The organism is Streptomyces sp. HUAS TT11 (assembly GCF_051553595.1).
Lineage (GTDB): Bacteria > Actinomycetota > Actinomycetes > Streptomycetales > Streptomycetaceae > Streptomyces.
The window spans coordinates 5,833,386-5,858,305 of record NZ_CP196184.1 but is presented as its reverse complement, the minus strand read 5'-3'; the positions used below and the strand labels follow the sequence as shown (position 1 = coordinate 5,858,305).

The following is a 24,920-nucleotide window of genomic DNA, read 5'->3' as shown; positions in this document are numbered from 1 at the left end:
GCTCAGCCTCGCTCGGACGGAACGACGGGAGGCTGCTGTCCGAGCGAGCCGGTGCCGTGCAGGTACCGCTCGAGTTCGTCGGCGGCGCGCCGATATCCACCGGCTTCCCGCTGGGCGACCCGCAGGGCGGCCGCCGCCGTCCGGAACCGGGGGCTGTGCAGCAGACGCCCGGCAAGGGCACGCACGGAGCCCTGGGTGACGTCCTGTGTACGTATCGACAGACCGGCGCCCAGCTCCACGACACGACGGGCCACCATCGGCTGGTCGGCCCCCTGGGGGACCACCAGCATCGGAACGCCGGCGTACATGGCCTCGTTGACGCTGTTCATCCCGCCATGGGTGACGAACAGCGCCGCACGGGCCAGCACCTCCGGTTGCGGGACGGAACGGCGGACGAGCACATTGGCCGGCAACGGACCCAGCGCGTCGGGATCGGTCTTCCCGGTCGAGACGACGACAGTGCCGCCCAGCGGGGCGAGCGCGGTGGCGAAACAGCGCAGCAGGTGCGGGTCGGCGTTGAACACCGTGCCCAGCGACGCGTACAGCACGGGGTCCCGAAGCCGATCGGCGGGGAAAGACGGGTCGACCGGTCGGGCGCCGATGCTCGGGCCGACGAACCGGTAGGACTCGTCGAAGTCCTCGACGACGGGCTGGAACGACCGGGAGGTGTAGACCAGATTGAGCGGCTGGCGGATGTTCCCCACGTCCAGCAGGGGCAGTCCGCGTGTGTCGAAACCGCTGCGCAGGGCTCGGAGCGACCGCAGATAGCTCCGGAGGGTACGTGGTCGAGCCGTCGCCTCGGCCAGCAGGCTCCAGGAGCCGCGGGTGGGACTGGGAACCCGCCGGTTGAACGCGAACGTGGTGAACGATGCCGCGGCCGGCACCGTGAGTTCGCGGGCGGCGATCGCACCCCACAAGCAGGCGCTGTCGTGGACGATCAGGCTGGGCCGGACCGTGCGCAGGTCCGTGAGCACCGCGGGCAGCAAGCGGGCGGCAGTGCCGGCGAGCCCCGCCAGCAGTGTGCCCGGCGTCGGCGGATCGGGCAGCGGCTGATCGCCCCCCGGGTAGAGGCGCACCGTCGCGCCGACGGCCGCGATCTCCTCCTGGAACGCGGGCGACGTGTGGTAGGTGACGGAGTGGCCGCGGCGGACAAGTTCTTCCACCAGCGGCAGCGTCGGGTTGACGTGCCCTTGCATGGCGATGTTGAGGAACGCGATGGTGCTCACAGAACGACCCCTGGTGCGGAGAAAGTTGATGCCTCGCCCGGTCCGGCCGACGCAGCGGCCGCCGGAGGATCGTCGGGCCGGTACGGGCCCGGCCCATTGATGCGCGACTCGTCGAGGAAGCGTTCCGCCGTACGCAACGCCGTGCTGATCAGCCGCTGGGAACGGCCGAAGTCCCACGGGGCCGGCCATGCCTCGATGCCGCTCGGCAGCACGACGGTCGGGATCTGCCGGGACACCTCGCGCAGATCACGCTCGATCCGATGGTGCATGAGCGGCAGTGCGGCCCTGGCGGCGATCGCGCCGGCTCGTCGGCGCGGGACGGCCGGGGACAGGGGCGGGCTCTCCGGCCCGATCGACAGCACCACCACGCCGGCCGCCGCGGCCTGCAGGGCCGCCAGTACCGGGACAGAGGCGATCCCTTCGCCGTCGACGAGCGTCCTGCCTCCACGCTTCACCAGAGGCAGGATCCCCGGCATGGCCGCACTGGCGAGCAGTACGGACTCCAGGTCTCCGTGGTCGGGCAACGCGGGCGCACCGGTGACCAGGTCCATTGCCACCGCGGTGAACGGGACGGCACGCTCCTCGATCCGCGACGGCAGCCCGGACCGGGCGATCAGTCGGCGCAGGCCGCGATCCGTGCAGATGCCGGCCCTTGAGGACGGGTGGCCGAGCGGATACACCGCACGACGACGCAACCGGGTCCACATGTGATCCAGCCACGGGGCGGCCTTTTCGGGGTGAGCCGCCGCGATGGCCCCGTCGAGGGCGCCCACCGAGGTTCCGATGATCATGTCCGGGACGAATCTTTGCCGTTCCAGCGCGTACCCGGCACCGACATGCGCCGCGCCGAGCACGCCGCCCGCACCCACCACGACGGCCACGGGTCGGGGGAGGCCCTGCAGGCCCGGCACGGGATCCCCGGGCGCGCGGCACGACGACAGGGAGCGCGCCCCGTTGCCGTCCCGCGCGGCTCGACGCCCGTCGCGGCCACGACCACTCGTCGAGCCGCCCCTGCGCAAGCCCGAACGTGCCCAGGGGACCGGTGTCCGGCCACGGGTCATGCACATGATTTACCTCTTCTCGTTTCGGCACGGAATCGGGACGGCTGCTCAGCCGGTACCGGGCGGCAACCCGATCCGGGACGCCAGCCTCCGGACCTGTCCGGCGAAGCCGTCGCCGATCCGTGCGACGACGCGCCGCGTCCATGTGCTGCGCGCGGTGCGGCCCTTCGGGAGATCCGTGGTTCCGGTCCGTGGACCGTGAAGCCTCGAGGCCGGGCAGGCCGCCGCTCCCCGTGCCGGGGGGCGAACTCGTCGTGCCGTGTCGACCGAGTCGACGAACGTGACCGTCTCCCCGAGCGGCGCCCGGCCCGTACGGGCGTGGTTCACCGTGACGTCCTCGAACCCGATCGACATACCGCAGAAGAGGACCAGTTCGTCCGGGGGCGACAGGACCTTCCCGACGGTAGTGCGGTACTTCGCCCACGCCATCTGCGGGCAACTGTGCAGCCCTTCGGCGCGGAGGAGCAGCATGACGGTCTGCAGATACATACCGACGTCGGACCATTGGGGTCTGCCCATGCCGCGGTCGACGTAGCAGAACAGGGCGGCGGGCGCCCCGAAGCAGTCCCAGTTCGCGGACGCCGCCCTCTGGCGCGCCTCCAGGTCCTCGCGCGGAATACCGAGTGAGCCGTAGCGCTGCGCGCCGAAGGCCGACCGGCGCTCTCGGTAGGGGGACTTCAGCTCGGGCGGGTACTGCTCGTACTCCGGCTCGTCCCAGGGTTCGCCCGTGGCCAACCGCTCGCCGACGCGCCTCTTGAGCTCGGCCAGTGGCGCACCGGTCAGGACATAGACGTGCCACGGCTGGATGTTCGATGCGGACGGCGTCCAGGCCGCGGCGGACAACACGCGCCGCAGCGTCTCTCCCGGGACCTGCCGGTCCGTGAATCCGCGCACCGCCCGTCGGCTGGTGACCGCCTCATAGACGTCCATGATCGCCTACCTCCCTGGCCGCTCGGTCGCACAAGCCATCGTTGCGCTCACGATGGTATCACTCAATACGATTTCATGATTGACTATCTCGACCAAGAAGAGTTGCCGACCCACGGCCGCCCGCCTGGGCCCTGCACATCGGAGAAGGCCATGGCCACACTGCTGCACATCGATTCGTCCGTGTTCCCCGGAGAGGCGTCCTCGTCCCGTGCGGTCACGGCCGCCTTCCGCGAGGCGTGGCGGAAGCACCACCCGCAAGGCACGGTGATCTACCGCGACCTCGCCGCCAGCCCCGTCGCGCACATCACCGCCGACGCCTGGTCCGCCGGTTGCACCGACCCGTTCGACCGCACCCCCGAGCAGTCCGCCGCGTTCGCCGAACGCCAGACGCTCATCGAGGAACTGGAGCGGGCGGACGCGGTCCTGATCGGCGCGCCCATGTACAACTACTCGGTCCCGTCGACCCTCAAGGCGTGGCTGGACAGCGTGCTCCTGATGGGCCGCACCGCGGGCGCGGCTCCCTCCGCTCAGGGCACGCCGGCCGTCGTCGTCGCCAGCCGTGGCGGCTCCTACGCGGCGGGCACCCCGCGCGAGGGCTTCGAGTTCGTGCAGAACTATCTGGAGGCCGTCCTCAGGGGCACACTCGGCCTGGACCTCGACTTCATCGTCCCGGAACTCACCATGGCCCCCCGCAATCCGGCCATGTCGGAACTGGTCCCCCTCTACGAGGCCTCCCGCAAGCGCGCCTTCGAGGACGCGACGACCAAGGCCGGGCGGCTCGCGGAACGCCTCGCCGCGTAACTCCCCGGCCATGGGCGCCGCGTGACACTCCGCCCGAGTCGGTCACACGGCGCCTTCGTCGCCCCTGCCCCCTCCGCGACGACGGCGCCCGCATCCCGGCGGCGATCCGGCACCGAGGACGGCGGGGACCTACGACCGTCCGACGGACCGCGCATCGCGAAAACGGCTCCGGGTGCGGGGGCCGAGATCCGGCCGACCCGGTGCGGGGCGCGGTAGCCGTACGGACGGCCCGGGCTCCGCCGACAACAACACCCGGCCGGCCTCGACCGCCGACGTCAGCCGAAGGCGGCCGCAGCCCACAAGGGCGGTCCGGCCGCGAAAGACCACAGGAACCGTCGACGCGGCCGGCGCGCGCCTGTCGGGCGAGCGTCTACGCCGTGCGGTCAGCGGGATAGACGAATCGCGTCAGCAGATCCACCAACTGCTCGGGATCACCTGGCGCCAGATCGGCAACCAGACGCTCGGACAGCGGTGCCGCCAGCACATGAGCCGCGTCGAAAAGCTCGATGCCCCGAGGGGTGATCTCCACCGCCCGCGCCCGCCGGTCGCCCGGCACGGCCTTGCGAACAGCGAGCCCCTTGCTCTCCAGGTCGTCGACGATCCGCATGATCCCCGCCTTGTCCGAGCCCGTTTCCGCAGCCAGGTCCCGCTGCACGGTGGGCCCACGGTCGACCAGCACGATGAGCACGGCGAAATGGCGCAACTCGATGCCGAGCGGCCGAAGCGCCTCGCCCATCACCGCCGCCGCGCGCCAGTGCGCCCTGCGCAGCAGCAGGCCGAGAGCGAAAGGCGAGGTGTCCCCCGGGCGGTCGGTCGCACGCGCGGTGGTCCGAGGCGGAACGTCAGCGGTCATGAACCCACCCTACAGCCATTCACTCGGTCGATACAGTATCGTTTGAAACTAAATATGACCACCGCAGAGCGGATGGAACGCCGCCGGGTCGGCCTCGGGCATGGAGTCCGGGGTCGCCCGGTCGGTCTGATCGGCTTCCTTCGTATAGGGCCTGTTCGTGTCGTCGGACTCCCGGTCGAGGCCCTTCACGCCGCCGAGCCGGGCCGTCGTCGCATAAACGCCGTCGCCCTCGTGACCGTAGGACGCGAGGTCCGGGTAGCGGTCGTGGTTGTAGTCGGCGACGGCGATCGCACGTGGCTCGCTCAGGTCGACGTGATGGTCGCTCTGCCCCCGTCCGCGTGCCGAGAAGGGCCCGAGCCGCAGCTCGGAGACATCCGGCCGCACCGGGTCGTCACCCTGGAACGCGCCGGTGGCGACGACGAAGAGGTCGTTCCAGCCGTCCCGGTCGAAGTCGGCCACGACGGCGAGCACGTCCTTCGCGCCCTGCCCGCGCTCCCCGACCAGATCCCGTGGCCCCACCTTCGCGCCCCGCCCGCCGTCGGCTCCGAACGTGATCGTCAGCCCGGCGCCGGTGCGGGACGGGGAAGAGACACGGTCGGCCGTACCGTCGCCGTCGAGATCGGCCACCAGACCTCCCGTGGATGTGGCACAACTTCCGATCGCGGGACCGGCGGCCGGACGCGCGGGCGGATCGCCCCGGCCGTCGCCGCAACCGGCCACCAGTGCGGTCGACGTCACGAGCGCCAGTACGCAGCACGCCCGTCCGGCCGTTCGTCCCCCGATCCCCATGACGTGACCGCCTTTCCCCACGCTTGCTTCCGACCCGACCGAAACGTATCGCGCCGGCAGAACTCCGCGAGCGGCAGTCGCTGCGCACGGTACGGCGCGCGGGGGGAGGACCGCGACGACACGTGCCGGGGCACGGGTGGTCGCAGCGGACGCGGTGCGTGCCACGGCCGTGGAGATCGCCCAGGCGCAACCGGACAAGGCCGGCGACACGCTCGGCACCGTCAAGGCGCGCAGGTACGGGCCCCGCCCTGGAGTCCCTGCACGGTACGGCCGGCCCTGGCGACCGACCCCCTCGGTGATCCACGGAGCCCTGCCCGGACGCCGGCACCTGCTTTAGTTGACTCGTCAAGGAAGTCGGGAGACGATTGACATATCAATTAACTGCACCGTGCCGCACACGGCCGGGGAGCGCAGCAGGAGGAGTCCATGACAGTCCACGGCTTCGAACTGGGCCTCAACTCGTTCGGGGAGGTCGCGACCGATGTCGACGGCACCCTGAGCGACGCCGAGACGGTTCGCCTGATCGTCGAGGAAGCCAAGCTCGCCGAATCCGTGGGGCTCGACGTGTTCAGCGTCGGTGAGCACTACCGCCGCGGCCACAACGACAGCGCCACCCCGGTCCTGCTCGCCGCGATCGCCACCGCGACGGAGCGGATCCGGCTCGGCACCTCGGTGACCGTGCTGAGCACGAACGATCCGGTGCGGTTGTACCACGAGTTCTCCACGCTGGACGCCGTCTCGAACGGGCGCGCCCAGCTCGTGCTCGGGCGGGCGTCGGCCACGGACTCGTTCCCGCTGTTCGGCTACAACCTCGCCGACTACGACGAGCTGTTCGAGGAGAAGCTCGACCTGTTCATGCGTCTCCAGCGCGAGGAGACGGTGACCTGGTCGGGGAGGTTCCGGCCGCCGCTCGTCGAGCAGCAACTGCATCCCCGGATGCCGCCCGGCGGCATCCCCACCTGGATCGGTGTGGGGGGCAGCCCCAACTCCGTGGTCCGCGCGGCCCGCTACGACCTGCCGCTCATGCTGGCCATCATCGGCGGGCGCCCGCAGCGCTTCGCCGGCCACGTCGAGCTCTACCACCGCACACTCGAGCAGCTCGGACACCCGAAGCGACCGGTCGCCCAGCACTCGCTGGGGATGGTCGCGGAGACCGACGAGGAGGCGCTCGAGACCTGGTGGAAGTACTGGCAGCCGCTGGTCGCCCGACTCGCCGAGGAACGCGGCTTCTACAAGCCGACCCGTGAGCGCTACCTGCAGGAGGTCGAGTCGGGCGCGCTCTTCGTCGGCTCACCCGAGACCGTCGCCCGCAAGATCGCCACGATGGCACGCGACCTGCGTCTGAGCCGTTTCGACCTCAAGTACGACGTCCTGGACCTGCCCCGCGAAGCCCGAGCCCGCACCATCGAGCTGCTCGGACGCGAAGTCGCCCCGCGGGTGAAGCAACTGCTCACGAAGGAGCCCACCCATGTCTGATCTCGTCTTCGGTCTGGACACGTTCGGCGATGTGCCGACGGACGACACCGGCAACCCGGTGTCCGACGCACGTGCCATCCGGCAGGTCGTCGACGAGGCCGTCCTCGCGGAGGAGACCGGCGTCGACGTCATCGCTCTCGGCGAGCACCACCGGCCGGAGTACGCGATCTCCAGTCCGGAGACCGTGCTCGCCGGTATCGCCACGCGGACCGAACGCATCAGGCTGGCTTCCGGTGTGACCGTGCTGAGCTCCGACGACCCGGTCCGCGTCTTCCAGCGCTTCTCCACCGTGGACGCGCTCTCCAACGGCCGGGCCGAGGTCATCCTCGGACGCGGCTCCTTCACCGAGTCGTTCCCCCTCTTCGGGTACGACCTGAGCGACTACGACGTGCTGTTCGAAGAGAAGATCGAGCTGTTCGCCAAGCTGCTCGAGGAGAAGCCCGTCACCTGGAGCGGAACCAAGCGGGCCGCGCTCGACAACGCCGACGTCTTCCCCAAGACCGAGTCCGGGCACCTGACCACCTGGGTCGGGGTCGGTGGTTCCCCCCAGTCGGTCGTCCGCACCGCGCACTACGGCTTTCCGCTGATGATCGCCATCATCGGCGGCAACCCGGAGCGGTTCGCCCCCTATATCGACCTCTACCGGCGCGCCACCGACAAGTTCGGCACGACCGCCCATCCGGTCGGGATGCACTCACCCGGCTTCATCGCCGACACGGACGAGGAGGCCAGGGAACTGCACTGGCCGTACTACCGGGTCCTCCGCGACCGCATCGGCGCCCTGCGGGGGTGGCCGGCGATCCGCAGGGAGGAGTACGACGCAGAGATCGAGCACGGCTCCCTCTACGTCGGCTCCCCCGAGACGGTCGCCCGCAAAATGGCCCGCGCCGTCAAGGCACTCGGCGTCGGCCGGTTCGACCTCATCTACAGCTCGGGGACGCAGCCCGTCAGCGCCCGTCTGCGCGCCGTCGAGCTGTACGGCAGCAAGGTGATCCCGATGGTCCGCGACATACTGGCAGGCTGACGCCGTGAACGGAGAAGACATGGACACCACCGCCGTGGGCACCGTCGGCATCCTGGGCGCGGGGAAGGTCGGGACCGTGCTGGCCCGGCTCGCCGTCGCGGCCGGCCACCGTGTGCTCATCGCCGGATCGGGTGATCCCGACAAGATCGCCCTCACCGTCGAAGTCCTCACGCCCGGCGCCGTCCCCGTCACCGGCGAACAGGCCGCGGCCGAGGCGGACGCGGTCGTCCTGGCGCTGCCGCTCGGGAAGTACCGGAGCATTCCCGCCGAGGCCCTGCGGGGCAAGCTCGTCGTCGACGCGATGAACTACTGGTGGGAGGTCGACGGTATCCGCGAGGACCTCACCGACCCGCTGACCTCCTCCAGCGAGATCGTGCAGGCGTACCTGGCCGGAGCGCGTGTGGTCAAGGCGTTCAACCACATGGGGTACCACGACCTCGAGGACGAGGCGCGGCCTGCGGGGGCACCGGGACGCAAGGCGATCGCGATCGCCGGCGACGGGCCGGACGACCTCGCGACCGTCGCGCACCTCGTCGACGCCCTCGGTTTCGACCCCGTCGTCGCCGGCCCGCTGGCCGAAGGTGTGCGACTCGAGCCGGGCACCGAGCCCTTCGGCGCCGATGTCGGCGCCGAGGAGTTGCGGGGGATGCTCGACCGCTTCCCGGAGTCGGACCGGGGGCGGACCGTCCTCGGCGCACGGGCGGCCGCCGCGGCGTCGGCCGAGACCGCCGCCTGACCCTCGCCGACGCCGGGCCGAGGCCCGCTCGGCATGCCTCCGACGACAAGGCCGCACGGCCCGGCGTGACGTCCGGGCCGTGCGGCCGGCTGCCGCGCTGTGACCCCCGCGCGGTCCTCGGCGTCGAGGCGGCCGAGCATCGCCGGACCGTGCTGGGCGGCCGTTCGGGGCCCGGGGTGTGCGGCGGTTGAGCCGCCTGGTGCGGACAGCGGACCGCTGTGGCCGCGGGCCCCGACCGCCGAAGTCGACACGAAGGTGCCTGCGCCTCGGGGAAGTCGGGCCGGTGGCAACCGGCGCAGGGCCCGTGTCCGCGCACTCGATACCGCGCGCTGTCGCGGCGCACGACCGCGCCGGTTCCGACGAGCTGTTCGGGCGGCGCGCGGTCGCACACCCATCACCGTGCTGAGGGGCGGCCTGTCCCTTCGGCCGGTCCCCGGCCGGGTGAGACCCGCCCGGTACGGACCCGGGGCCGTTCGACGACCGCCGGTTCACGGAAGGTCTGTCACACCGGGACGCGGCACGCCGTCAGGTCATCGGGAGAGTTCGCGTCTCACGAGGGAGTCCGCGATGACGAACGCCGCGCTGGTGAAGACCGCGCGCTACGCGAGCCTGCTGTGCTGCGCGATCCTGTCGGGGGTCGCCGTCACCGTGCTCTTTCTCGAACTGGCGCTCAGACAGCTGAACGGGCCGGCGTACATCCGTGTGCGCCAGGCCGAGTTCGCCTTTCTCACCTGGTACATCGGCGCCGTCACGGTACCGGCCCTGGTCGCCGTGGTGATGCTCGTCCTCTGCGCGCGCCGGGCGCACAGCACCGCCCTGCGTCCGGCGGTCGTCGCACTCGTTCTGCTGCTCCTGGCCCTGCTGGTCACCCTCGTGGTCAACGGCCCCGTCAACGTCGAGGAGTTGGGCTGGAACGCGCCGGCTCCCCCCGCCGACTGGGCACGCGTACGCGACCGTTGGCAGATCGCCCACGCCGTACGCACCGTGGCGATCGTCCTCGCCCTCGGCTGCGTCGGGGTGGCGGTCCTGGACCGCCCGATCCCCGACTCGTCCGGCCACGGCGGCACGGAGACCTGACCCTCGCCTGCTCCGGGCGCCGAGGCCTCGACGGGCACAGCAGTCCGGGGCCCCGTGCACCCCGTCCCTCCGCGTGCCGAGCCCGGCCTCCTCCGCCGCCACCGGGCCGAAGCCCGCGTCACCTGCGGCGGACCGAGCGCGCGGATGTCCCCGTCGAGACCGGTCCGGCAGTCACCCCCGGAGCGCCTCGACGATCAGCGGCCAGGCGGTCCGGCCCAGCCGGGCGTCGGAGTGAGGGGTCCCGCCGTACAGATGGTCCGAGGACGGTCGGGCAGGACCCTCGCCGGGGAATCGCGGGCGGTGACCGGCGTCGTCCCGGCTGATCAACCGCACCGGCGACCCGGACGAGCGACGGCGGGCGGCCAGTTCTTCGGCGTAGGGCAGAGAGGGCCACATCGCGTCGTCACCCCCGGCCACCAGCAGCATGTCCGCCTCGGTCCTCTCCACCGGGATCGCCGTCCCGGCAAGCAGATGGGCGAAGGTCCGTTCACTGCGTTCGTACCATCCGCGGACGGCGACCGGTCCGCCGTCCGGCTCGGGGGAGGTCCAGGTGTCGTCCAGGGGCATGAAGGGCAGTGGCTCTCCTCGCCACGTCCAGGAGGAGCGGTAGGGGCGCGCTCGTCCGTCGCGCCCGGGACCGACGTTGCACCAGACCCGCGAGGTCGGCGACACCGGGATCACGACGTCCACACGCGGGTCGTGCACCGCGGTGAGCAGAGCGGCCTCGGCTCCCTTGGAGACACCCAGGACGCCGATGCGCCGTGCGCCCGCCGACCTGAGCACGTCCACGGCGGCGGTGAACGTCTCCAGTGGGATCTCGCAGATGCCCGCCGGCTGACCCGGACCGCCGAACCATCGGATCGCCAGAGCGCTCACCCCGTGCCGCGCGAGGATCCGGGCCCTTTCCCGCTCGACCCGTCCGCTCGAGCCCGCCAGCACCACCACGGCCGCGTCGCCGCCGCCGACCGGTGTGACCAGGAGCCCCTCCCAGGGTGAGGACACCTCGCGCTCACGGACCTCCACACGGACCCCCTCGACCACTGTCCCGGCAGACCGGCCGCCTGGAGCCTACGGCGTCACCGCCGCGGGCGAACAGCAGAAACCGTCGCGACGGCACCGGTGGATCGGGCGCCGGCACACCGAAGCACGCCGGGGCGCCCCGGGCTACGGCTCGATCAGCCCGACTCGGATGGCGTACCTGGTGAGTTGCAGCCGGTCCTTCATGCCGAGCTTCTCCAGGAGGTTGGCCCGGTGCCGTTCCACGGTCTTGACGCTGATGACGAGGATGTCGGCGATCTCCTGTGACGTATGGCCCTCGGCCACGAGTTTGAGGATCTCCTCCTCGCGGTTGGTGATCGCCCGCTCCGGGATCGGCTCGCCCTGCCTGGCGCGGTCGAGGTAGTTGCGGACAAGGGCGTTGACGGCGCCGGGGTAGAGGAAGGGCTCGCCGCGCATGGTGGCGCGGCAGGCTTCGACGAGATCGCGGTCGGCGACGGATTTCAGCACATAGCCGGAGGCCCCCGCGGCCAGGGCCTCGAAGAAGTACTGCTCGTTGTCGTACATGGTCAGGATCAGGATGCGCAGATCCGGCTGGATGCGGGCGAGTTCGCGGGCGGCCTGCAGGCCGGTCATGCGGGGCATGGCGACGTCGAGGATGGCCAGGTCCGGCCGGTGGGTGCGGGCGGCCTCGACGGCTTCCGCGCCGTCACCGGCTTCGGCGACGACGGTGAGGTCGGGTTCCCCTTCGAGGATGAGCCGGACCCCCCGGCGGACCAGGTGGTGGTCGTCGGCGAGGAGGATACGGGTCGGGGGCGCCTGGGACATGGTCAGCGGCTCCGTCGGTGGGCGGGCACGGTCAGGCGTACCTCGGTGCCCGCGTCGGGGCCCGGGGCGAGGGTGAGGGTCGCTCCGACGAGCAGGGCGCGTTCCCGCATGCCGCTGATGCCGGCCCCCTCGGGGGCACCGCCGATGCCCCGGCCGTCGTCGCGGATGACCAGCTCCACACCGGCCGGGGTGCGCCGGAGCAGGAGGTCCACGCCGCGGGCCCCGGCATGGCGGGCGGCGTTGGTGAGGCTTTCCTGTGCGACGCGGTAGAGCACGAGTTCGACATCCCGGCTCAATCGCGGCAGATCGGTGTCGATGCGGTGGCGTACCGCGAGGCCGGGTCGGGTGAACTCGTTGGCCAGCGCCTTCAGGGCGCTGACCAGGCCCAGGTCTTCCAGGACACCGGGGCGCAGCCGACGGGCGATGCGGCGGATCTCGTCCAGGCCGGCGCGGGTGGTCTCCTGCACTTGGTGCAGATCGGCTCCCAGGGCGGGAGGGGCATGATCGGCGACGCGTTTGAGTTCGAGCAGAACGGCCGTGAGCGTCTGGCCCACCTCGTCGTGGAGCTCCTGCGCGATGCGGTGGCGCTCGGCCTCCTGCGCGGACAGGGCTCGGGCGGCGCTGGTGGCGCGTTCGGTCTCCAGACGGTCGAGCATCGAGTTGAAGGTCGTGATCAGTTCGGCGACCTCGCCGTGACCGGCGACCACCGGGCGGGCTCCCGGGCGCAGCAGGTCGATGGCGGTCATGGCGCGGGTGAGGCGCTGCAGCGGGGCGAGGCCGATGCGCAGCAGGACGGCGTTGGCGACGAGCATCGCGGCCAGTCCTGCGGTCAGGACGGCCGCCTCGGTGAGCAGGACGGGGCTGGACACGGTGACCGGTCCGAGCAGCAGGGCGGTGGCACAGATGAGCACGACCGCGTTGAGCAGGAAGATCCGCCAGAACAAGGGCACCGACATCGCCTCCGTCCCATCGCCGTCCGTGTCGCCATGGCCCCGCCGCGGTGCCTCCCGCCGGTGCGCGGCCCGGTGCCGCCGAGGGGGCCTTCGGCCGTCATGGCCAGCGTGCGGGGTGCGGTGCGCCGGTGTCCATCGGTGCCGACACCCATCCGGCCGCACATGGCATGGGTGCGGGACGCCCGCGGAAATGGGTGGTGGACCCGATGGTGCCGCTCCCGTGCCCCGTGTGACGGTGGCATGGACCCCCTGACCTGCCGGTACTCGGAAGGAGCCACCATGACACGGCGTGACGTCGATCTGCCGCACGTTCACGACGAACGGGTGGAGCGCAGGGACCTGCGTGGTGCCCGCGGCCCGGAGACCGGACATCCGCGGCGGCCGCCGGAGCGCCGGCGCGGCCTGGCCTGGGCACTGCCGGCACTCGCCGTGGCGATGCTCGTCGTGGGCCTGGTACTGCCGCAGGGCCTGATCCTGGCCGCGGGTCTGGTCATGGCGGGGGTGGCCGCCTATGTGTTCGCGCCCCCACAGGGACCCGCCGCACGCCGTCCCCATCCGCGCTGACGTCCGGCGCCGCACCGGGCGGCCAGGAGCGATCAGCGGGCCGGTATCCGACAGACCACGAGACCGAGGAGGACCTGTCCGCCCCGTCAGTCGCTGCACCTTCGACCCCCCGCGCGGAAGGTGGTGACCCGTGGGACATGCCGACACCCTGCTCGCCATGGGTGGCGCCTTCCTCGCCGCCGCCGTCCTCGCCCGCCTCGGCAGCCGGATCGGGCTGCCGACCATCCCGCTGTTCATGCTGGCCGGCATCCTGCTCGGCCCCCACACCCCAGGGCTCGTCCTGGTCGAGGACGCACACGACTTCGAGATGCTGTCCGCGCTCGGTCTGGTGCTGCTGCTGTTCTACCTGGGTCTTGAGTTCCACCTCGACGACCTCAGGAGCGGCGGCAGGCGCCTGCCGATCGCCGGTGGGATCTACCTGCTGCTGAACGTGGGGGCCGGCCTGGGCTTCGGGTTCGCCCTGGGCTGGGGGGCACGGGAAGCGCTGGTGCTCGCCGGAGTACTGGGCATCTCCTCCTCCGCGATCGTCACCAAGATCCTCATCGACCTCGGCCGCATCTCGCGCCCGGAGACCCGGTTGATCCTGGGTGTCATCGTGGTGGAGGACATCTTCCTCGCGCTGTATCTCGCCGCCCTCCAACCGGTCATCAGCGGTGCCCAGGGCCTCACCGACACGGTCCTGCAGGCGGGCAAGGCGTTCGGGTTCCTCCTGGCGCTGGCCGCCGCCGCCCGCTACGGCACCCGACTGATCGGCCGCCTGATGGCGGTGCGCGACAACGAGTTGCTGGTCGTCAGCTTCCTCGGCGTCACGGTCCTCGTCGCGGGCGTCTCCGAGGTCCTCGGGGTCGCCGACGCGATCGGCGCCTTCATGGCCGGTCTGATCCTCGCCGGGACCCCCTCCGGCCCGCGGATCCGTGAACTCGTGCATCCGCTGCGCGACGCCTTCGCCGCCATCTTCTTCCTCGCGTTCGGACTGGCCATCGATCCCGGGCACCTGGCGTCCGTCGCGGGGCCGGTGGCCGCCGCGGCGGCGCTGACCGTCGTGATGAACCTGATCGCGGGACTGCTCGTCGCCCGCCTCTGCCGCTACGGCCCCGGACCCGCCGCGGACATCGCCACCACTCTCCTCGCACGGGGAGAGTTCGCACTGATCCTCGCCGCCATGGCCACCAGCGCGGGCCTGGACGACCGCCTCGCCCCGTTCATCGCCGGATACGTACTGGTCCTCGCCGTCCTCGGACCCATTGTCGCCGGGCGCGCCCATCTGCTCGCCCGTCTCCTCAAAGCCGCGACCACCCGCCTGCCGGTCCGCCCGGACCACCACCGCACGGCCGACGGCCCACGACCGAGCGAACCGCACCCCGCCACTCCGGCGCCCGAAGCCGGAGGAATGCCGTGCGGGGCCCACCGCGACACGGAGCGGGCTGCCGCCGGTGGTGCCTGACCGCTGTGCCGCGACCGGTGAGGGACGCGGCATCGTCGGACATCCGCTCCGCCGGGCCGGGCACCGTCGAACGGGGCGCCGCCGGCGGGCGGTTCAGCGGTACGGGGGCCGGGCACCGCCGGGTTCCGGCGTTCCGGCGCGAACCGGCCCCGGCCCCGCCCCACCGCCTGCTGGCACACTGACCGGACCCTGCTGTCCGGCGAAAGAGAGCCTCCGCATGTCGATGGTCGGCAACCTGCGCAAAGTCGCCCGGCTGACGCGACGCAGCCGACGCGTCGACCTCAGCCATCCGGCCCGCTCCCCGCTCGGCTCCACCGTCGTCAACTGCGTCGTCTACCGCGACGGTGTCCGACGGCCCGGCGTCGACTCCGTGGAGGAAGCCGTACGGCAGGTCCACCGGCATCGGCACGGGTTCGTGTGGCTGGGCCTGCACGAGCCGACCGAAGACGAGTTCGCCGGAGTCGCCGAACTGTTCGGACTGCACCCGCTCGCCGTCGAGGACGCCGTCCACGCCCATCAGCGCCCCAAGGTCGAGCAGTACGGCGACGTCCTGTTCGCCGTCTTCAAGACCGTCACCTACGTCGAACACGCCGAACTCACCGCCACCAGCGAGGTCGTCGACACCGGCGAGATCATGGTCTTCACCGGCCCCGACTTCGTCGTCACCGTCCGCCACGGCCGCCATGGCTCCCTCGGCCCTCTGCGCGAGGACCTGGAGGCCGACCCGGAGCAGCTCGCCAAGGGTCCCTCCGCGGTGCTGCACGCCCTCGCGGACCACGTCGTCGACGACTACCTGACCGTCACCGATGCGGTTCTGAACGACATCGAGCAGGTCGAGACCGACGTCTTCTCCCCGCACACACCGCGGAGCGCCGACGCCGGCCGCATCTACCAGCTCAAGCGTGAACTCCTGGAACTGAAGCGGGCCGTGCTCCCCCTCGCCCGCCCGCTGTCCCGGCTGGCCACCGAGCCGATGCGCCCCGTCGACGCGGAGATACAGGCGTACTTCCGCGATGTCGCCGACCACCTCTTCCGCGTCACCGAACAGGTCACCGCCTTCGACGCGCTGCTCGACTCGATCCTGCAGGCCCATCTGGCCCAGGTGGCGGTGACCCAGAACGAGGACATGCGGAAGATCACCGCCTGGGCCGCGATCATCGCCGTCCCCACCATGGTGTGCGGCGTGTACGGCATGAACTTCGACCACATGCCGGAACTGCACTGGCGCCTCGGCTACCCCCTCGCCCTCTGCGTCATCGCGGCCGCCTGCTTCGTCATCCACCGCGGCTTCAAACGCAACGGCTGGCTGTGAGGCGGACGGGCCGTCGGCGATGCGTCCGGGCGACGGCTCCTCGTCCGCGACCGGGCCGTCTCCGGGGCGGCTCCTCGTCCGCGACCGGGCTCGTGGGGCCCTCAGGGCGCCGTCCGATAGGCTCCCCCGGTTGATCGGAAAGGGGCTGACATGCGGTTCCGCTGTGCAGTGCTCGACGACTTCCAGCAGGTCGCCACCTCCGTCGCGGACTGGTCGGCGCTGGAGGACCGGGTCGAGGTGGTGTCCTTCGCCGCACACTTCGCCGACGAGGACGCGCTGGCGGAGGCGCTCGCCGAGTTCGACATCGTCGTCACACTGCGCGAGCGCGTGCCGTTCCCCGGCTCGCTCTTCGCCCGGCTGCCCCGGCTGCGGCTTCTGGTCGCCTCGGGAATGCGGAACTCGGTCATCGACCACGCCGCAGCGCAGGCGCACGGAGTGACCGTGTGCGGCACGGCGAGCTCGTCCGCACCGCCCGTCGAGCTGACGTGGGCCCTGCTGCTCGGACTCGCGCGCGGCATCGTCGAGGAGAGCAACACCCTGCGCGGCGGCGGACCCTGGCAGAGCACGGTGGGCGCGGATCTGCACGGCCGGCGGCTCGGACTGCTCGGGCTCGGGAAGATCGGCAGCCGGGTGGCGCAGATCGGGCTGGCCTTCGGCATGGAGGTCGTCGCCTGGAGCCGCAACCTCACCGAGGAACGCGCGGGCGAAGTGGGCGTCGAACTCGCTCCGTCCATGGACGAGTTGCTCTCGAGCAGCGACTTCGTCTCGGTGCACCTCGCGCTGGGCGACCGCTCACGTGGCCTGATCGGCGCCCGCGAACTCGCGCTGCTGAAGCCCACCGCCTACCTGGTCAACACCTCGCGCGCCGCCATCGTCGACCAGGACGCCCTGCTCACCGCACTGCATCGGGGCCGCATCGCAGGGGCCGGAGTCGATGTGTTCGACGTCGAACCGCTTCCGCCGGACCACCCGATGCGCACGGCCCCGCGTCTGCTCGCCACCCCGCACCTGGGATATGTGTCGCGCACCAACTACGCCACGTACTACGGCGAGGCCGTCGAGGACATCCAGGCGTATCTCTCCGGGGCGCCCGTGCGCCGGCTGGGCTGACCCGCCCGGGCCGCGCGTCGACTCGACTCCCGGCCCCGTTGGCGCGACCACCCGCTCCGGCTCGCCGAGCGGCACGGCGCGATCTCCCGCGGGTACCCGAGGATGAGCCGGAGCCCGCCGCTCCTGTGCTCGCCCGGTCGGGAGGGCCGGCCGCACGAACGAAGGATCCGCGGGGACCGCTCGGTGTCCGCAAGTGCCGTCTCATCGACCCCGGACGGGGAGTCCGCCGAGCAACCGGGCGGGGGCGCTCTGCTGGTTGAGCGTGGTGGTCGCGCGCTTCACGGTGCTGAGCGCGGAGTTCGTGTTCTCGGTGTCGAGGCTGTGGGACTGATGCGCGAAGGGATGCACATCGAGCGACTTCTGGCTGGTGATGGTCTCGAGGGCGCCGTTGATGCCGGTGGGCGTGGTGTGGGAGGAGTCGGCGGCGAAAGCGGGGGCGGCGATACCGCCGACCGCCAGGGAACCGGCAACGACGGCGGCGGCCTTGAGGGACTTCATCGTGTTCCTTTCGTCGGCGACTCGTGTCACCACGGGAAGGGGTGTGCCCTGGCTAACGAGCCCTCTCGTCCGCGGAAACCCCGCATCCGGAAGATTCCCGGGACCCACGCGGCCGCCTGCGGACGCCGGACGGCCGCCGGTCCCGTCCGTGTGGACGGGCCGACGGCTGTCCGGTTCCTGTGCCTCGTCGGCTCAGCCCATGGGGCGCGACGCGGACGTCGTGGCCGTGGACGGCGCCGTGACGGCCGGGCTGGGCACCGGCATCGGCCGCAGGCTCGGTGTCGCAGGCATGGTGGGCATGGGCGGGAGGCTGGGCAGCACCGGCATGCCGGGGTGGTGCGGGAGTCCGCCGACGATCAGACCGGCGAGGACGACCCTGACGAGCGAGCCCAGCACGTCCCTGGCGGCCGGCAGCACATCACCGGACTGACCCGCGGTCGACACCGAGATCAGTCTGTCGACCGACTTCTGCAGCGCGCCCAGCACATCGCCGGGAGCCGACGTGGCCGAGGCCGTCGACGTGGCGCCGCCCATCTTGGCGATGGCGTCCTTGACTGCCTTGCCCAGCCCGGCCGCCTTGTCCGCGGAGAGACGGCCGTTGTCCGCCGCGAGTACGGCGTTGAGCAGATCGGTGACGGGGGCCACGGTGCCGTCGGCGCCCGCCACCCGCTGGACCTGCGTCAGAAACGCGTCGGCCCCGGGTACGGGGCTGGTCGGCGGGTGGGACTCCGTCACCTGGATGACGTCTCGCGATGAGCCGTGGTCGGAGGCCACGGCGGTCGGCCCGGCCATGCCGAGCACGAGCGTGGCGCAGAGGGAGGTGGTGGCGAGGCGCCGGGCGGGCAGATCACGCATGGGAGTTCCCTTCCTGGTGAGCCGTCGTTCCTGTACTCACCGTGAAAGGGGACATCACCTACTGCAACCGATTGAATGCTCTGCGCGGTCACCAAAGCCCCCTGGCACCCACGTCTCCCCTGGTGGGAACCGTTCGAACACCTTGAAACCCGGTTCCCCCGTTCGGGGCAATGCCTCGAACAGGGGAACGCCAACCGGCCGCCTTCCCGAGGGAGAGCGGCCGGCAGAAGGGTTCGCTCGGCGTCAGCCGTTGACGCAGGTGCTGCCGGACGCGGGGTTCAGCAGACCGATCACGTCGACCGTGTTCCCGCACAGGTTGACCGGAACGTGGACCGGCACCTGCAGGACGTTGCCCGACAGGACGCCCGGGGAGTTTTCGGCAGCGCCACTGGCGCCGCTGTCGGCGGCGGCGATGCCGGCGGTGCCTGCCACGGCCGCAGCGGCAACGGAGGTCAGGGCCAGGCCCTTCGCGATACGCGACATGGAGAGATGCTCCTTGGGGATCGTCACAACAGTCGGGCGGAATGCCCGACGTTGAGTCAACTGCGGGGCACGTGCCCGGGTTGCGCCTCCGATGGGGTGATCTCCTGAATTGCCAACTTCACGTTTTCGGCCACGCGAAGCCTCCGGCACCACCCGGCACACGACAACCGGCCGCGCCGCTCCGCGAAGGCTGGCGGACCCGCCGCACGCGGCCCGGCCCGCCCACCCGCGCACCCCCGGATGCGACCGCCGGCCCTGCCTCGAGCAAGCCTGCCCGCCTTGGGGAAGTACGCGGTCCGGTCCGCGACGAGGGCAGCAATCGTCGCCTCGCCCGCGATCCGGTCCGGCTCGGGCGCACCCGCCGCACGGCGGCGAACGCGCGCGTCCCGCGGCGACGTCCCGCCGGGCGCACCGGCCATCACCCGGCCCCACCGCACGGACGCACCCGATCGCGGAAGCCGCGGACCGCCGCGGTCCCGGCCGGGGCCGGCCGGAGGCGAGAGGCTCGTGTCGGGGCCTCAGGACACGGCCGCGACCCGCGGGGGTTGCCCGACCTGTGCAAGGGGGCGATTCGCCAACTCCCGTACGCCGCGGCCGACCTCGTCCAGGCGTCGCCGCACCGGCAGCGCTCCCCCGCTCCTGCGTCAGGACCGGCAGAGCGCGCACCACCCGGGCCGACTCGGCGTACCGGTCTTCGTCCGGAACGTGAGGACGTCGATGAGCCGTCCGAAAGTTCCGCCGGGCCCGAAAGGCGGGCAGTCGGCGGCGTGTTCATCGACACCCGGTCCGCGCGACGCGCCCTGCCGTCCACCGGCGAGTACGCACGGCGCCCACGTCCGGGTCCACGGCGCGAACGGTCGACCCGCATCGGGGCGTACCGAACAGCGTGCCCGTGGCCCACGGCATGAGCAGGATCTGGACACCGGGGAATCGGCCACCGCATCACGGGGCGCACGCCAGGTCGTACGCCGCCGGAACGGGCCGCACCCCGGGCCGAGCACCGGCTTCCGGTACCGCCCGGCGGCGGGGCGCCGACAGCGTCCGGGCAGCTGACGCGGGCCGCCCGAGAGGCCGTCGGCGCCGGAGCCGGGAGCCGATCCGACCCGGATGAGCGACAGTGGGCCGTGGGACCACAGCGCGGTCATGGGTGTGGACTTTCGGACGATCCGAAACCAGGTCAAGCTGTCGTCCGAATGTCCGGACAAAATATTGACACGGCTCCCTCGACGCGGCTAGACCTGGGGGCAGCCGATGCGAGGGGAACTGATGGAGGAGTTCAGGGAGTCCACGCCGCACTCCGCAGACGGGTCGGGCGGCGGACCGCTCGGACCCGGTGACCGGCACGACCTGGTCACCATGGGACGGATCGGTGTGGACCTCTACCCGTTGCAGACGGGCGTGCCACTGCCGCAGGTGACCTCCTTCGGGAAGTTCCTCGGCGGTTCGGCGACGAACGTCGCGGTCGCCGCCGCGCGCCTCGGACGCCGTACGGCGGTGATCACCCGTACGGGCGACGACCCCTTCGGTACCTACCTCCACGAGGCGCTGCGCGGCTTCGGCGTCGACGACCGCTGGGTCACGCCGGTCCCGGAGCTGCCCACCCCGGTGACGTTCTGCGAGGTCTTTCCGCCGGACGACTTCCCGCTGTACTTCTACCGGCAGCCCAAGGCACCGGATCTGGAGATCGACGCGCACGAACTGGACCTGGACGCCATCCGGGCCGCGCGGATCTTCTGGATGACGGGCACGGGCCTGAGCGAGGAGCCCAGCCGCACCGCCACGCTCGCCGCGCTCGCGCACCGCGCCAAGTCCGGTACGACGGTCTTCGACCTGGACTGGCGGCCGATGTTCTGGCGGGAGGAGCGCGACGGCTCCCGCCCCGGCCCGGACTCCGCGCGCCCCTTCTATGCCGAGGCCCTGCGCCACGCCACCGTGGCCGTCGGCAACCTCGACGAGGTGGAGGTCGCCACCGGCGAGCGCGACCCGCACGCCGCCGCCCGTGCCCTGCTGGACGCCGGGGTCGAACTCGCGGTCGTCAAGCAGGGACCCAAGGGCGTCCTCGCCGTCAGCAGCAGCGGCGAATCGGCGGAGGTCCCCCCGCTTCCGGTCACGGTGCTCAACGGCCTCGGCGCGGGCGACGCCTTCGGCGGGTCGCTCTGCCACGGGCTGCTCGGCGGCTGGGACCTGGAGCGGATCATGCGGTACGCGAACGCCGCCGGCGCGATCGTCGCCTCCCGGCTGGAGTGCTCGTCCGCGATGCCCACGCCCGACGAGGTGGAGAACGCGGTCACGGCGGGAGCGGTGCTGTGAGGACCGCCACCGCCCGCGTCGACGTCGCCGAACTCGTCCGCCTGCGCGCGCACCGCCCCGAGGCGGTGGCCGAGGCCGCCGCCCGCCGTGCCAGGCGCCCCCTGGTCGACGACACCGGCCGGCTGATGATCGTCGCCGCCGACCACCCCGCGCGCGGCGCCCTCGGGGTGGGTGAGCGCAGGATGGCCATGGCGAGCCGAGCCGACCTGCTCGAACGGCTGTGCCTGGCGCTCTCCCGCCCCGGTGTCGACGGCGTGCTGGGCACCGCCGACATCCTCGACGACCTGCTGCTGCTCGGGGTCCTCGACGACAAGATCGTCATGGGCTCGATGAACCGCGGCGGCCTCCAGGGCGCGTCGTTCGAACTGGACGACCGCTTCACCGGACACCGCCCCAAGGACATCGAGCGGCTCGGCTTCGACGCCGGAAAGCTGCTGCTGCGCATCGACTACGACGACCCGGGTTCGCTCAACACGCTGGAGTCCACCGCCCGTGTCATCGACGAGATGGCGGAGCGCCGACTCCCGGTGTTCGTCGAACCGTTCATCAGCCGCCGCACTCCCGAGGGCCGGCTCCGCAACGATCTGGGCGCCGAGGCCGTGACCAGGTCGATAGCCATCGCCAGCGGCCTGGGCGGCACGTCGGCGTACACCTGGCTGAAGGTCCCCGTCACGGCGGACCCGGACGACATGGCCCGGGTGATGGAGACCTCCACTCTGCCGGCCGTGCTGCTCGGCGGCGACGTCGGCGAGGACCAGGAGGGCGCGTACGAGAAGTGGCGTCACGCTCTTCAGCTGCCCACCGTCAAGGGCCTGGTGGTCGGCCGTTCGCTGCTCTACCCGGCGGACGGCGACGTCGCCGCGGCCGTGGACACCGCCGTAGGACTTCTGTGAGGGCCGCATGAGCAACGAGCTGTACGTCCCCAGGGGGACCACCGCCAACGCGCAGTACACCCTCGACATCGACCCCAAGCGGGCCGGCTGGAGTCACAGCAGCCTGCGGACGGTGGAGCTCCGGCCCGGCGGCACGCACATGTTCACCACCGGCGACAGCGAGTGGATCGTGCTCCCCCTCGAGGGCGCCTGCACCGTGCACATTGAGGACAAAAGGTTCCAACTCCTGGGCAGGGACGACGTGTTCGCGGGGGTCTCCGACTTCGCGTACGTGCCCCGCGACGCCCGGGTCCACATCGCCTCCGGCGCGGGAGGCCGCTTCGCCCTGGCAGGAGCGAAGTGCGAGCGCCGACTCCCCGCCCGCTACGGCCCCGCGCCGGAGGTCCCCGTCGAGGAGCGCGGCAGCGGCAACTGCGCACGCCTGGTGCGCAATTTCGCCTCTGCCGACGCCTTCGCATGCGACAGGCTCATCGCCGTCGAGGTCGTCACGCCCGGCGGCAACTGGTCCTCGTATCCGCCGCACAAGCACGACGAGGCGCGGCCCGGCGAGGAGACCGAACTGGAGGAGATCTACTACTTCGAGATCCAGGGCCCGAACGGCTTCGGGTACCAGCGCGTATTCCCCTCCCGTGAGGGCGGTTCCGACGTCCTCGCCGAGGTCCGCACCGGCGATGCCGTCCTCGTCCCCGACGGCTGGCACGGCCCCTCCATCGCCCAGCCCGGACACTCCATGTACTACCTGAACGTCATGGCCGGACCGGGCGAGGAGCGCCAGTGGCGGATCCGATTCCACCCGGACCACACGGAGGGATACCGATGACCTCGACGACGAGGCTCACGGTCGCTCAGGCGCTCGTACGCTTCCTGGCCGCCCAGTACAGCGAGCGGGACGGCGTGCGCCGCCGTCTGATCGGCGCGACCTGGGGCATCTTCGGCCACGGGAACGTCGCCGGAATCGGCCAGGCGCTGCTGGAGTACGGCGACGTGATGCCGTACCACCAGGGGCGCAACGAGCAGGCGATGGTGCACGCGGCGGTCGGCTGGGCCCGCCAGTCCAACCGGCTCTCCACGCACGCCGTGACCACCTCCATCGGGCCCGGCGCCACCAACCTCGTCACGGGCGCCGCCCTCGCCACCGTCAACCGCCTCCCGGTCCTGCTGCTGCCCGGCGACGTGTTCGCCAGCCGTCCCGCGGACCCGGTGCTGCAGCAGCTGGAGGTCCCGCACGCGGGCGATGTGTCCGTCAACGACTGTCTGCGCCCGGTGTCGAGGTACTTCGACCGGATCACCCGCCCCGAGGCCCTGATCCCGTCCGTGCTCCAGGCGATGCGGGTGCTCACCGACCCCGTCGAGACCGGTGCGGTCACCCTCGCGCTGCCGCAGGACGTGCAGGCCGAGGCCCACGACTGGCCGGAGGACCTCTTCGCCGAGCGGACCTGGACGGTACGCCGTCCGGGCCCCGACCCCGTCGAGTTCGCCGAGGCCGTACAGGCGATCCGTGCCGCACGGCGACCGCTCGTGGTGGCCGGCGGCGGTGTCCACCACAGCCGGGCCGAGGACGCCCTCGCGGAGTTCGCCGGGACCACCGGCATCCCGGTCGCCTCCACCCAGGCCGGAAAGGGCTCGCTGCGCTGGGACCACCCGCAGGACGTCGGCGGAATCGGGCACACCGGCACCGCGACAGCCGACGAACTGGCCCGCACCGCCGATCTGGTGATCGGCGTCGGCACCCGCTACACCGACTTCACCACCGCCTCCGGCACCCTGTTCGCCCGGGACGGAGTCCGCTTCCTCAACCTCAACATCGCCCCGTTCGACGGACACAAGCTCTCCGGGCTGCCGCTGGTGGCGGACGCCCGCAGCGGCCTCGAGGAGCTGACCGAGGCGCTGGAGATGCACGGCCACCGTGCTGAGCCGGCGTACGTCGCCGAGTACACGGAGGACAAGGAGCGCTGGGAGCAGCGCGTGGACGCCTGCTTCGAGGCCGACGAGCCGGACATACGGCCGACGCAGACGCAGGTCATCGGCGCACTGGACGCCCTGGTGGACGAGTCCGACGTCATCGTCAACGCGGCCGGTTCGCTCCCCGGCGATCTGCACAAACTGTGGCGGTCGCGCTCCCGCGACCAGTACCACGTCGAGTACGGCTACTCGTGCATGGGCTACGAGATCCCGGCCGCCATCGGCGTGAAGATGGCCGCTCCCGACCGCGCCGTGTGGGCGCTGGTCGGTGACGGCACGTATCTGATGATGCCGACGGAGATCGTCACCGCCGTGCAGGAGGGGATCGCGATCAAGGTCCTGATCGTGCAGAACCACGGCTACGCGTCCATCGGCGGCCTGTCGGAGTCGGTGGGCGGCGAGCGGTTCGGCACCGCCTACCGCTACCGCTCCGAGGGCGGGACGTACACGGGGGCGCCGCTGCCCGTGGACCTCGCCGCCAACGCGGCCAGCCTCGGGATGCGCGTGCTGCGCGCGAAGACGGTACGGGAGCTGCGCCGCGCGCTCGCCGAGGCACGTGCGGCGGACACTCCCACATGTGTCTACGTGGAGACCCAAACCGCAGACACTGTGTCGGGCGCGCCCGGGACGCAGGCCTGGTGGGATGTACCCGTGGCCGAGACCGCGACCCGATCGTCGACGGTCAAGGCGCGCGAGGAGTACGACCGGCACGTCTCGACCCGACGCCGCCATCTGTGAA

23 protein-coding genes and 1 pseudogene are annotated in these 24,920 nt (G+C 71.8%); 13 read left to right on the top strand and 11 right to left on the bottom strand.

Annotation, left to right across the window (positions count from 1 at the left end; translation table 11 throughout):
* Positions 1–2 precede the first annotated feature (2 nt).
* The 3 genes and pseudogenes from ACSHXN_RS26165 to ACSHXN_RS26155 all read right to left on the bottom strand — a co-directional run.
* Complete coding sequence (locus ACSHXN_RS26165; protein WP_356293654.1) at positions 3–1,226, bottom strand: macrolide family glycosyltransferase; 1,224 nt, start codon at positions 1,224–1,226, stop codon at positions 3–5.
* Positions 1,223–2,137, bottom strand: coding sequence for a patatin-like phospholipase family protein (locus ACSHXN_RS26160; RefSeq protein WP_438303807.1), 915 nt, complete (start codon positions 2,135–2,137; stop codon positions 1,223–1,225). Before ACSHXN_RS26160 ends, ACSHXN_RS26165 begins: the two co-directional genes overlap by 4 nt.
* A 420-nt stretch (positions 2,138–2,557) precedes the next feature.
* Positions 2,558–3,217 (bottom strand): annotated as a pseudogene (locus ACSHXN_RS26155) (nitroreductase); the annotation flags it as partial.
* Positions 3,218–3,367: 150 nt separating this feature from the next.
* Here ACSHXN_RS26155 and ACSHXN_RS26150 point away from each other — a divergent pair.
* Positions 3,368–4,018, top strand: coding sequence for an FMN-dependent NADH-azoreductase (locus ACSHXN_RS26150; protein WP_438303806.1), 651 nt, complete (start codon positions 3,368–3,370; stop codon positions 4,016–4,018).
* Positions 4,019–4,388: 370 nt separating this feature from the next.
* On the opposite strand, the gene ACSHXN_RS26145 is transcribed toward ACSHXN_RS26150, so the two are convergent.
* Together ACSHXN_RS26145 and ACSHXN_RS26140 are read right to left on the bottom strand one after the other, a co-directional pair.
* Positions 4,389–4,871: a MarR family winged helix-turn-helix transcriptional regulator gene (locus tag ACSHXN_RS26145; RefSeq protein WP_438303804.1), complete on the bottom strand. Its 483-nt coding sequence runs from the start codon at positions 4,869–4,871 to the stop codon at positions 4,389–4,391.
* A 48-nt stretch (positions 4,872–4,919) separates the two neighbouring features.
* Positions 4,920–5,609 (bottom strand): VCBS repeat-containing protein, encoded by a 690-nt coding sequence (locus tag ACSHXN_RS26140; protein WP_355138953.1) that lies wholly within the window; start codon positions 5,607–5,609, stop codon positions 4,920–4,922.
* Positions 5,610–6,086: 477 nt separating this feature from the next.
* Here ACSHXN_RS26140 and ACSHXN_RS26135 point away from each other — a divergent pair, with 477 nt between their 5' ends.
* From ACSHXN_RS26135 to ACSHXN_RS26120, 4 genes are all read left to right on the top strand, one after another.
* Positions 6,087–7,136 (top strand): LLM class flavin-dependent oxidoreductase, encoded by a 1,050-nt coding sequence (locus ACSHXN_RS26135; protein ID WP_355138955.1) that lies wholly within the window; start codon positions 6,087–6,089, stop codon positions 7,134–7,136.
* The gene (locus ACSHXN_RS26130; protein WP_355138957.1) at positions 7,129–8,160 is read left to right on the top strand and encodes an LLM class flavin-dependent oxidoreductase; all 1,032 of its coding nucleotides are present in this window, start codon (positions 7,129–7,131) and stop codon (positions 8,158–8,160) included. Before ACSHXN_RS26135 ends, ACSHXN_RS26130 begins: the two co-directional genes overlap by 8 nt.
* Positions 8,161–8,179: 19 nt before the next feature.
* Entirely contained in the window at positions 8,180–8,896 is a 717-nt protein-coding gene (locus tag ACSHXN_RS26125) for an NADPH-dependent F420 reductase (protein ID WP_356112310.1), read from the top strand.
* Between the two features lie 567 nt (positions 8,897–9,463).
* Entirely contained in the window at positions 9,464–9,973 is a 510-nt protein-coding gene (locus ACSHXN_RS26120; RefSeq protein ID WP_356112312.1) for an anthrone oxygenase family protein, read from the top strand.
* A gap of 171 nt (positions 9,974–10,144) precedes the next feature.
* Here ACSHXN_RS26120 and ACSHXN_RS26115 read toward each other — a convergent pair whose 3' ends face one another.
* From ACSHXN_RS26115 to ACSHXN_RS26105, 3 genes are all read right to left on the bottom strand, one after another.
* Positions 10,145–10,996, bottom strand: coding sequence for an acyl-CoA thioester hydrolase/BAAT C-terminal domain-containing protein (locus ACSHXN_RS26115; protein ID WP_356112314.1), 852 nt, complete (start codon positions 10,994–10,996; stop codon positions 10,145–10,147).
* A gap of 141 nt (positions 10,997–11,137) precedes the next feature.
* A complete protein-coding gene (locus tag ACSHXN_RS26110; RefSeq protein WP_355138965.1) occupies positions 11,138–11,797 on the bottom strand; it encodes a response regulator transcription factor in 660 nt (219 codons plus the stop codon).
* 2 nt (positions 11,798–11,799) lie between these two features.
* Positions 11,800–12,747: a HAMP domain-containing sensor histidine kinase gene (locus ACSHXN_RS26105; RefSeq protein WP_355801988.1), complete on the bottom strand. Its 948-nt coding sequence runs from the start codon at positions 12,745–12,747 to the stop codon at positions 11,800–11,802.
* Between the two features lie 282 nt (positions 12,748–13,029).
* On the opposite strand from ACSHXN_RS26105, the gene ACSHXN_RS26100 reads away from it, so the two are divergent.
* From ACSHXN_RS26100 to ACSHXN_RS26085, 4 genes are all read left to right on the top strand, one after another.
* Positions 13,030–13,314 (top strand): hypothetical protein, encoded by a 285-nt coding sequence (locus ACSHXN_RS26100; protein WP_356293660.1) that lies wholly within the window; start codon positions 13,030–13,032, stop codon positions 13,312–13,314.
* A 130-nt stretch (positions 13,315–13,444) separates the two neighbouring features.
* Positions 13,445–14,758, top strand: coding sequence for a cation:proton antiporter (locus ACSHXN_RS26095; RefSeq protein WP_438303801.1), 1,314 nt, complete (start codon positions 13,445–13,447; stop codon positions 14,756–14,758).
* A gap of 217 nt (positions 14,759–14,975) precedes the next feature.
* Complete coding sequence (locus tag ACSHXN_RS26090) at positions 14,976–16,070, top strand: magnesium and cobalt transport protein CorA (RefSeq protein WP_355801899.1); 1,095 nt, start codon at positions 14,976–14,978, stop codon at positions 16,068–16,070.
* Between the two features lie 150 nt (positions 16,071–16,220).
* Positions 16,221–17,180, top strand: a complete 960-nt coding sequence (locus ACSHXN_RS26085; protein ID WP_383358564.1) for a D-2-hydroxyacid dehydrogenase family protein — start codon at positions 16,221–16,223, stop codon at positions 17,178–17,180.
* A 201-nt stretch (positions 17,181–17,381) separates the two neighbouring features.
* Here the strand turns inward: ACSHXN_RS26085 and ACSHXN_RS26080 are convergent, their stop codons facing one another.
* The 3 genes from ACSHXN_RS26080 to ACSHXN_RS26070 all read right to left on the bottom strand — a co-directional run bounded on the left by ACSHXN_RS26080 (position 17,382) and on the right by ACSHXN_RS26070 (position 19,016).
* Positions 17,382–17,678: a hypothetical protein gene (locus ACSHXN_RS26080; protein WP_355801892.1), complete on the bottom strand. Its 297-nt coding sequence runs from the start codon at positions 17,676–17,678 to the stop codon at positions 17,382–17,384.
* 192 nt (positions 17,679–17,870) lie between these two features.
* Positions 17,871–18,533, bottom strand: a complete 663-nt coding sequence (locus tag ACSHXN_RS26075) for a hypothetical protein (protein WP_355138977.1) — start codon at positions 18,531–18,533, stop codon at positions 17,871–17,873.
* Positions 18,534–18,776: 243 nt separating this feature from the next.
* The gene (locus ACSHXN_RS26070) at positions 18,777–19,016 is read right to left on the bottom strand and encodes a chaplin (RefSeq protein WP_059131300.1); all 240 of its coding nucleotides are present in this window, start codon (positions 19,014–19,016) and stop codon (positions 18,777–18,779) included.
* Positions 19,017–20,282: 1,266 nt separating this feature from the next.
* Here ACSHXN_RS26070 and iolC point away from each other — a divergent pair.
* Genes iolC through iolD form a run of 4 tightly spaced genes read left to right on the top strand, consistent with a single transcriptional unit; the run spans position 20,283 to position 24,919 of the window.
* Positions 20,283–21,326 (top strand): 5-dehydro-2-deoxygluconokinase, encoded by a 1,044-nt coding sequence (gene iolC, locus ACSHXN_RS26065; RefSeq protein ID WP_438303799.1) that lies wholly within the window; start codon positions 20,283–20,285, stop codon positions 21,324–21,326.
* Positions 21,323–22,219, top strand: a complete 897-nt coding sequence (locus ACSHXN_RS26060; RefSeq protein WP_438303798.1) for a Cgl0159 family (beta/alpha)8-fold protein — start codon at positions 21,323–21,325, stop codon at positions 22,217–22,219. Before iolC ends, ACSHXN_RS26060 begins: the two co-directional genes overlap by 4 nt.
* 7 nt (positions 22,220–22,226) lie before the next feature.
* A complete protein-coding gene (gene iolB, locus ACSHXN_RS26055; protein WP_059131302.1) occupies positions 22,227–23,039 on the top strand; it encodes a 5-deoxy-glucuronate isomerase in 813 nt (270 codons plus the stop codon).
* The gene (iolD, locus tag ACSHXN_RS26050; protein ID WP_438303797.1) at positions 23,036–24,919 is read left to right on the top strand and encodes a 3D-(3,5/4)-trihydroxycyclohexane-1,2-dione acylhydrolase (decyclizing); all 1,884 of its coding nucleotides are present in this window, start codon (positions 23,036–23,038) and stop codon (positions 24,917–24,919) included. Before iolB ends, iolD begins: the two co-directional genes overlap by 4 nt.
* Position 24,920 lies beyond the last annotated feature (1 nt).

Bases quoted from the DNA above. Each gene is read 5' to 3' on its own strand.
- iolD (WP_438303797.1), top strand. From the start codon at position 23,036: ATGACCTCGACGACGAGGCTCACGGTCGCTCAGGCGCTCGTACGCTTC.
- ACSHXN_RS26110 (WP_355138965.1), bottom strand. From the start codon at position 11,797: ATGTCCCAGGCGCCCCCGACCCGTATCCTCCTCGCCGACGACCACCAC.
- ACSHXN_RS26100 (WP_356293660.1), top strand. From the start codon at position 13,030: ATGACACGGCGTGACGTCGATCTGCCGCACGTTCACGACGAACGGGTG.
- ACSHXN_RS26125 (WP_356112310.1), top strand. From the start codon at position 8,180: ATGGACACCACCGCCGTGGGCACCGTCGGCATCCTGGGCGCGGGGAAG.
- ACSHXN_RS26070 (WP_059131300.1), bottom strand. From the start codon at position 19,016: ATGTCGCGTATCGCGAAGGGCCTGGCCCTGACCTCCGTTGCCGCTGCG.
- ACSHXN_RS26135 (WP_355138955.1), top strand. From the start codon at position 6,087: ATGACAGTCCACGGCTTCGAACTGGGCCTCAACTCGTTCGGGGAGGTC.
- ACSHXN_RS26080 (WP_355801892.1), bottom strand. From the start codon at position 17,678: ATGAAGTCCCTCAAGGCCGCCGCCGTCGTTGCCGGTTCCCTGGCGGTC.
- ACSHXN_RS26120 (WP_356112312.1), top strand. From the start codon at position 9,464: ATGACGAACGCCGCGCTGGTGAAGACCGCGCGCTACGCGAGCCTGCTG.
- ACSHXN_RS26145 (WP_438303804.1), bottom strand. From the start codon at position 4,871: ATGACCGCTGACGTTCCGCCTCGGACCACCGCGCGTGCGACCGACCGC.
- ACSHXN_RS26090 (WP_355801899.1), top strand. From the start codon at position 14,976: ATGTCGATGGTCGGCAACCTGCGCAAAGTCGCCCGGCTGACGCGACGC.
- ACSHXN_RS26085 (WP_383358564.1), top strand. From the start codon at position 16,221: ATGCGGTTCCGCTGTGCAGTGCTCGACGACTTCCAGCAGGTCGCCACC.
- iolC (WP_438303799.1), top strand. From the start codon at position 20,283: ATGGAGGAGTTCAGGGAGTCCACGCCGCACTCCGCAGACGGGTCGGGC.
- ACSHXN_RS26075 (WP_355138977.1), bottom strand. From the start codon at position 18,533: ATGCGTGATCTGCCCGCCCGGCGCCTCGCCACCACCTCCCTCTGCGCC.
- iolB (WP_059131302.1), top strand. From the start codon at position 22,227: ATGAGCAACGAGCTGTACGTCCCCAGGGGGACCACCGCCAACGCGCAG.
- ACSHXN_RS26150 (WP_438303806.1), top strand. From the start codon at position 3,368: ATGGCCACACTGCTGCACATCGATTCGTCCGTGTTCCCCGGAGAGGCG.
- ACSHXN_RS26130 (WP_355138957.1), top strand. From the start codon at position 7,129: ATGTCTGATCTCGTCTTCGGTCTGGACACGTTCGGCGATGTGCCGACG.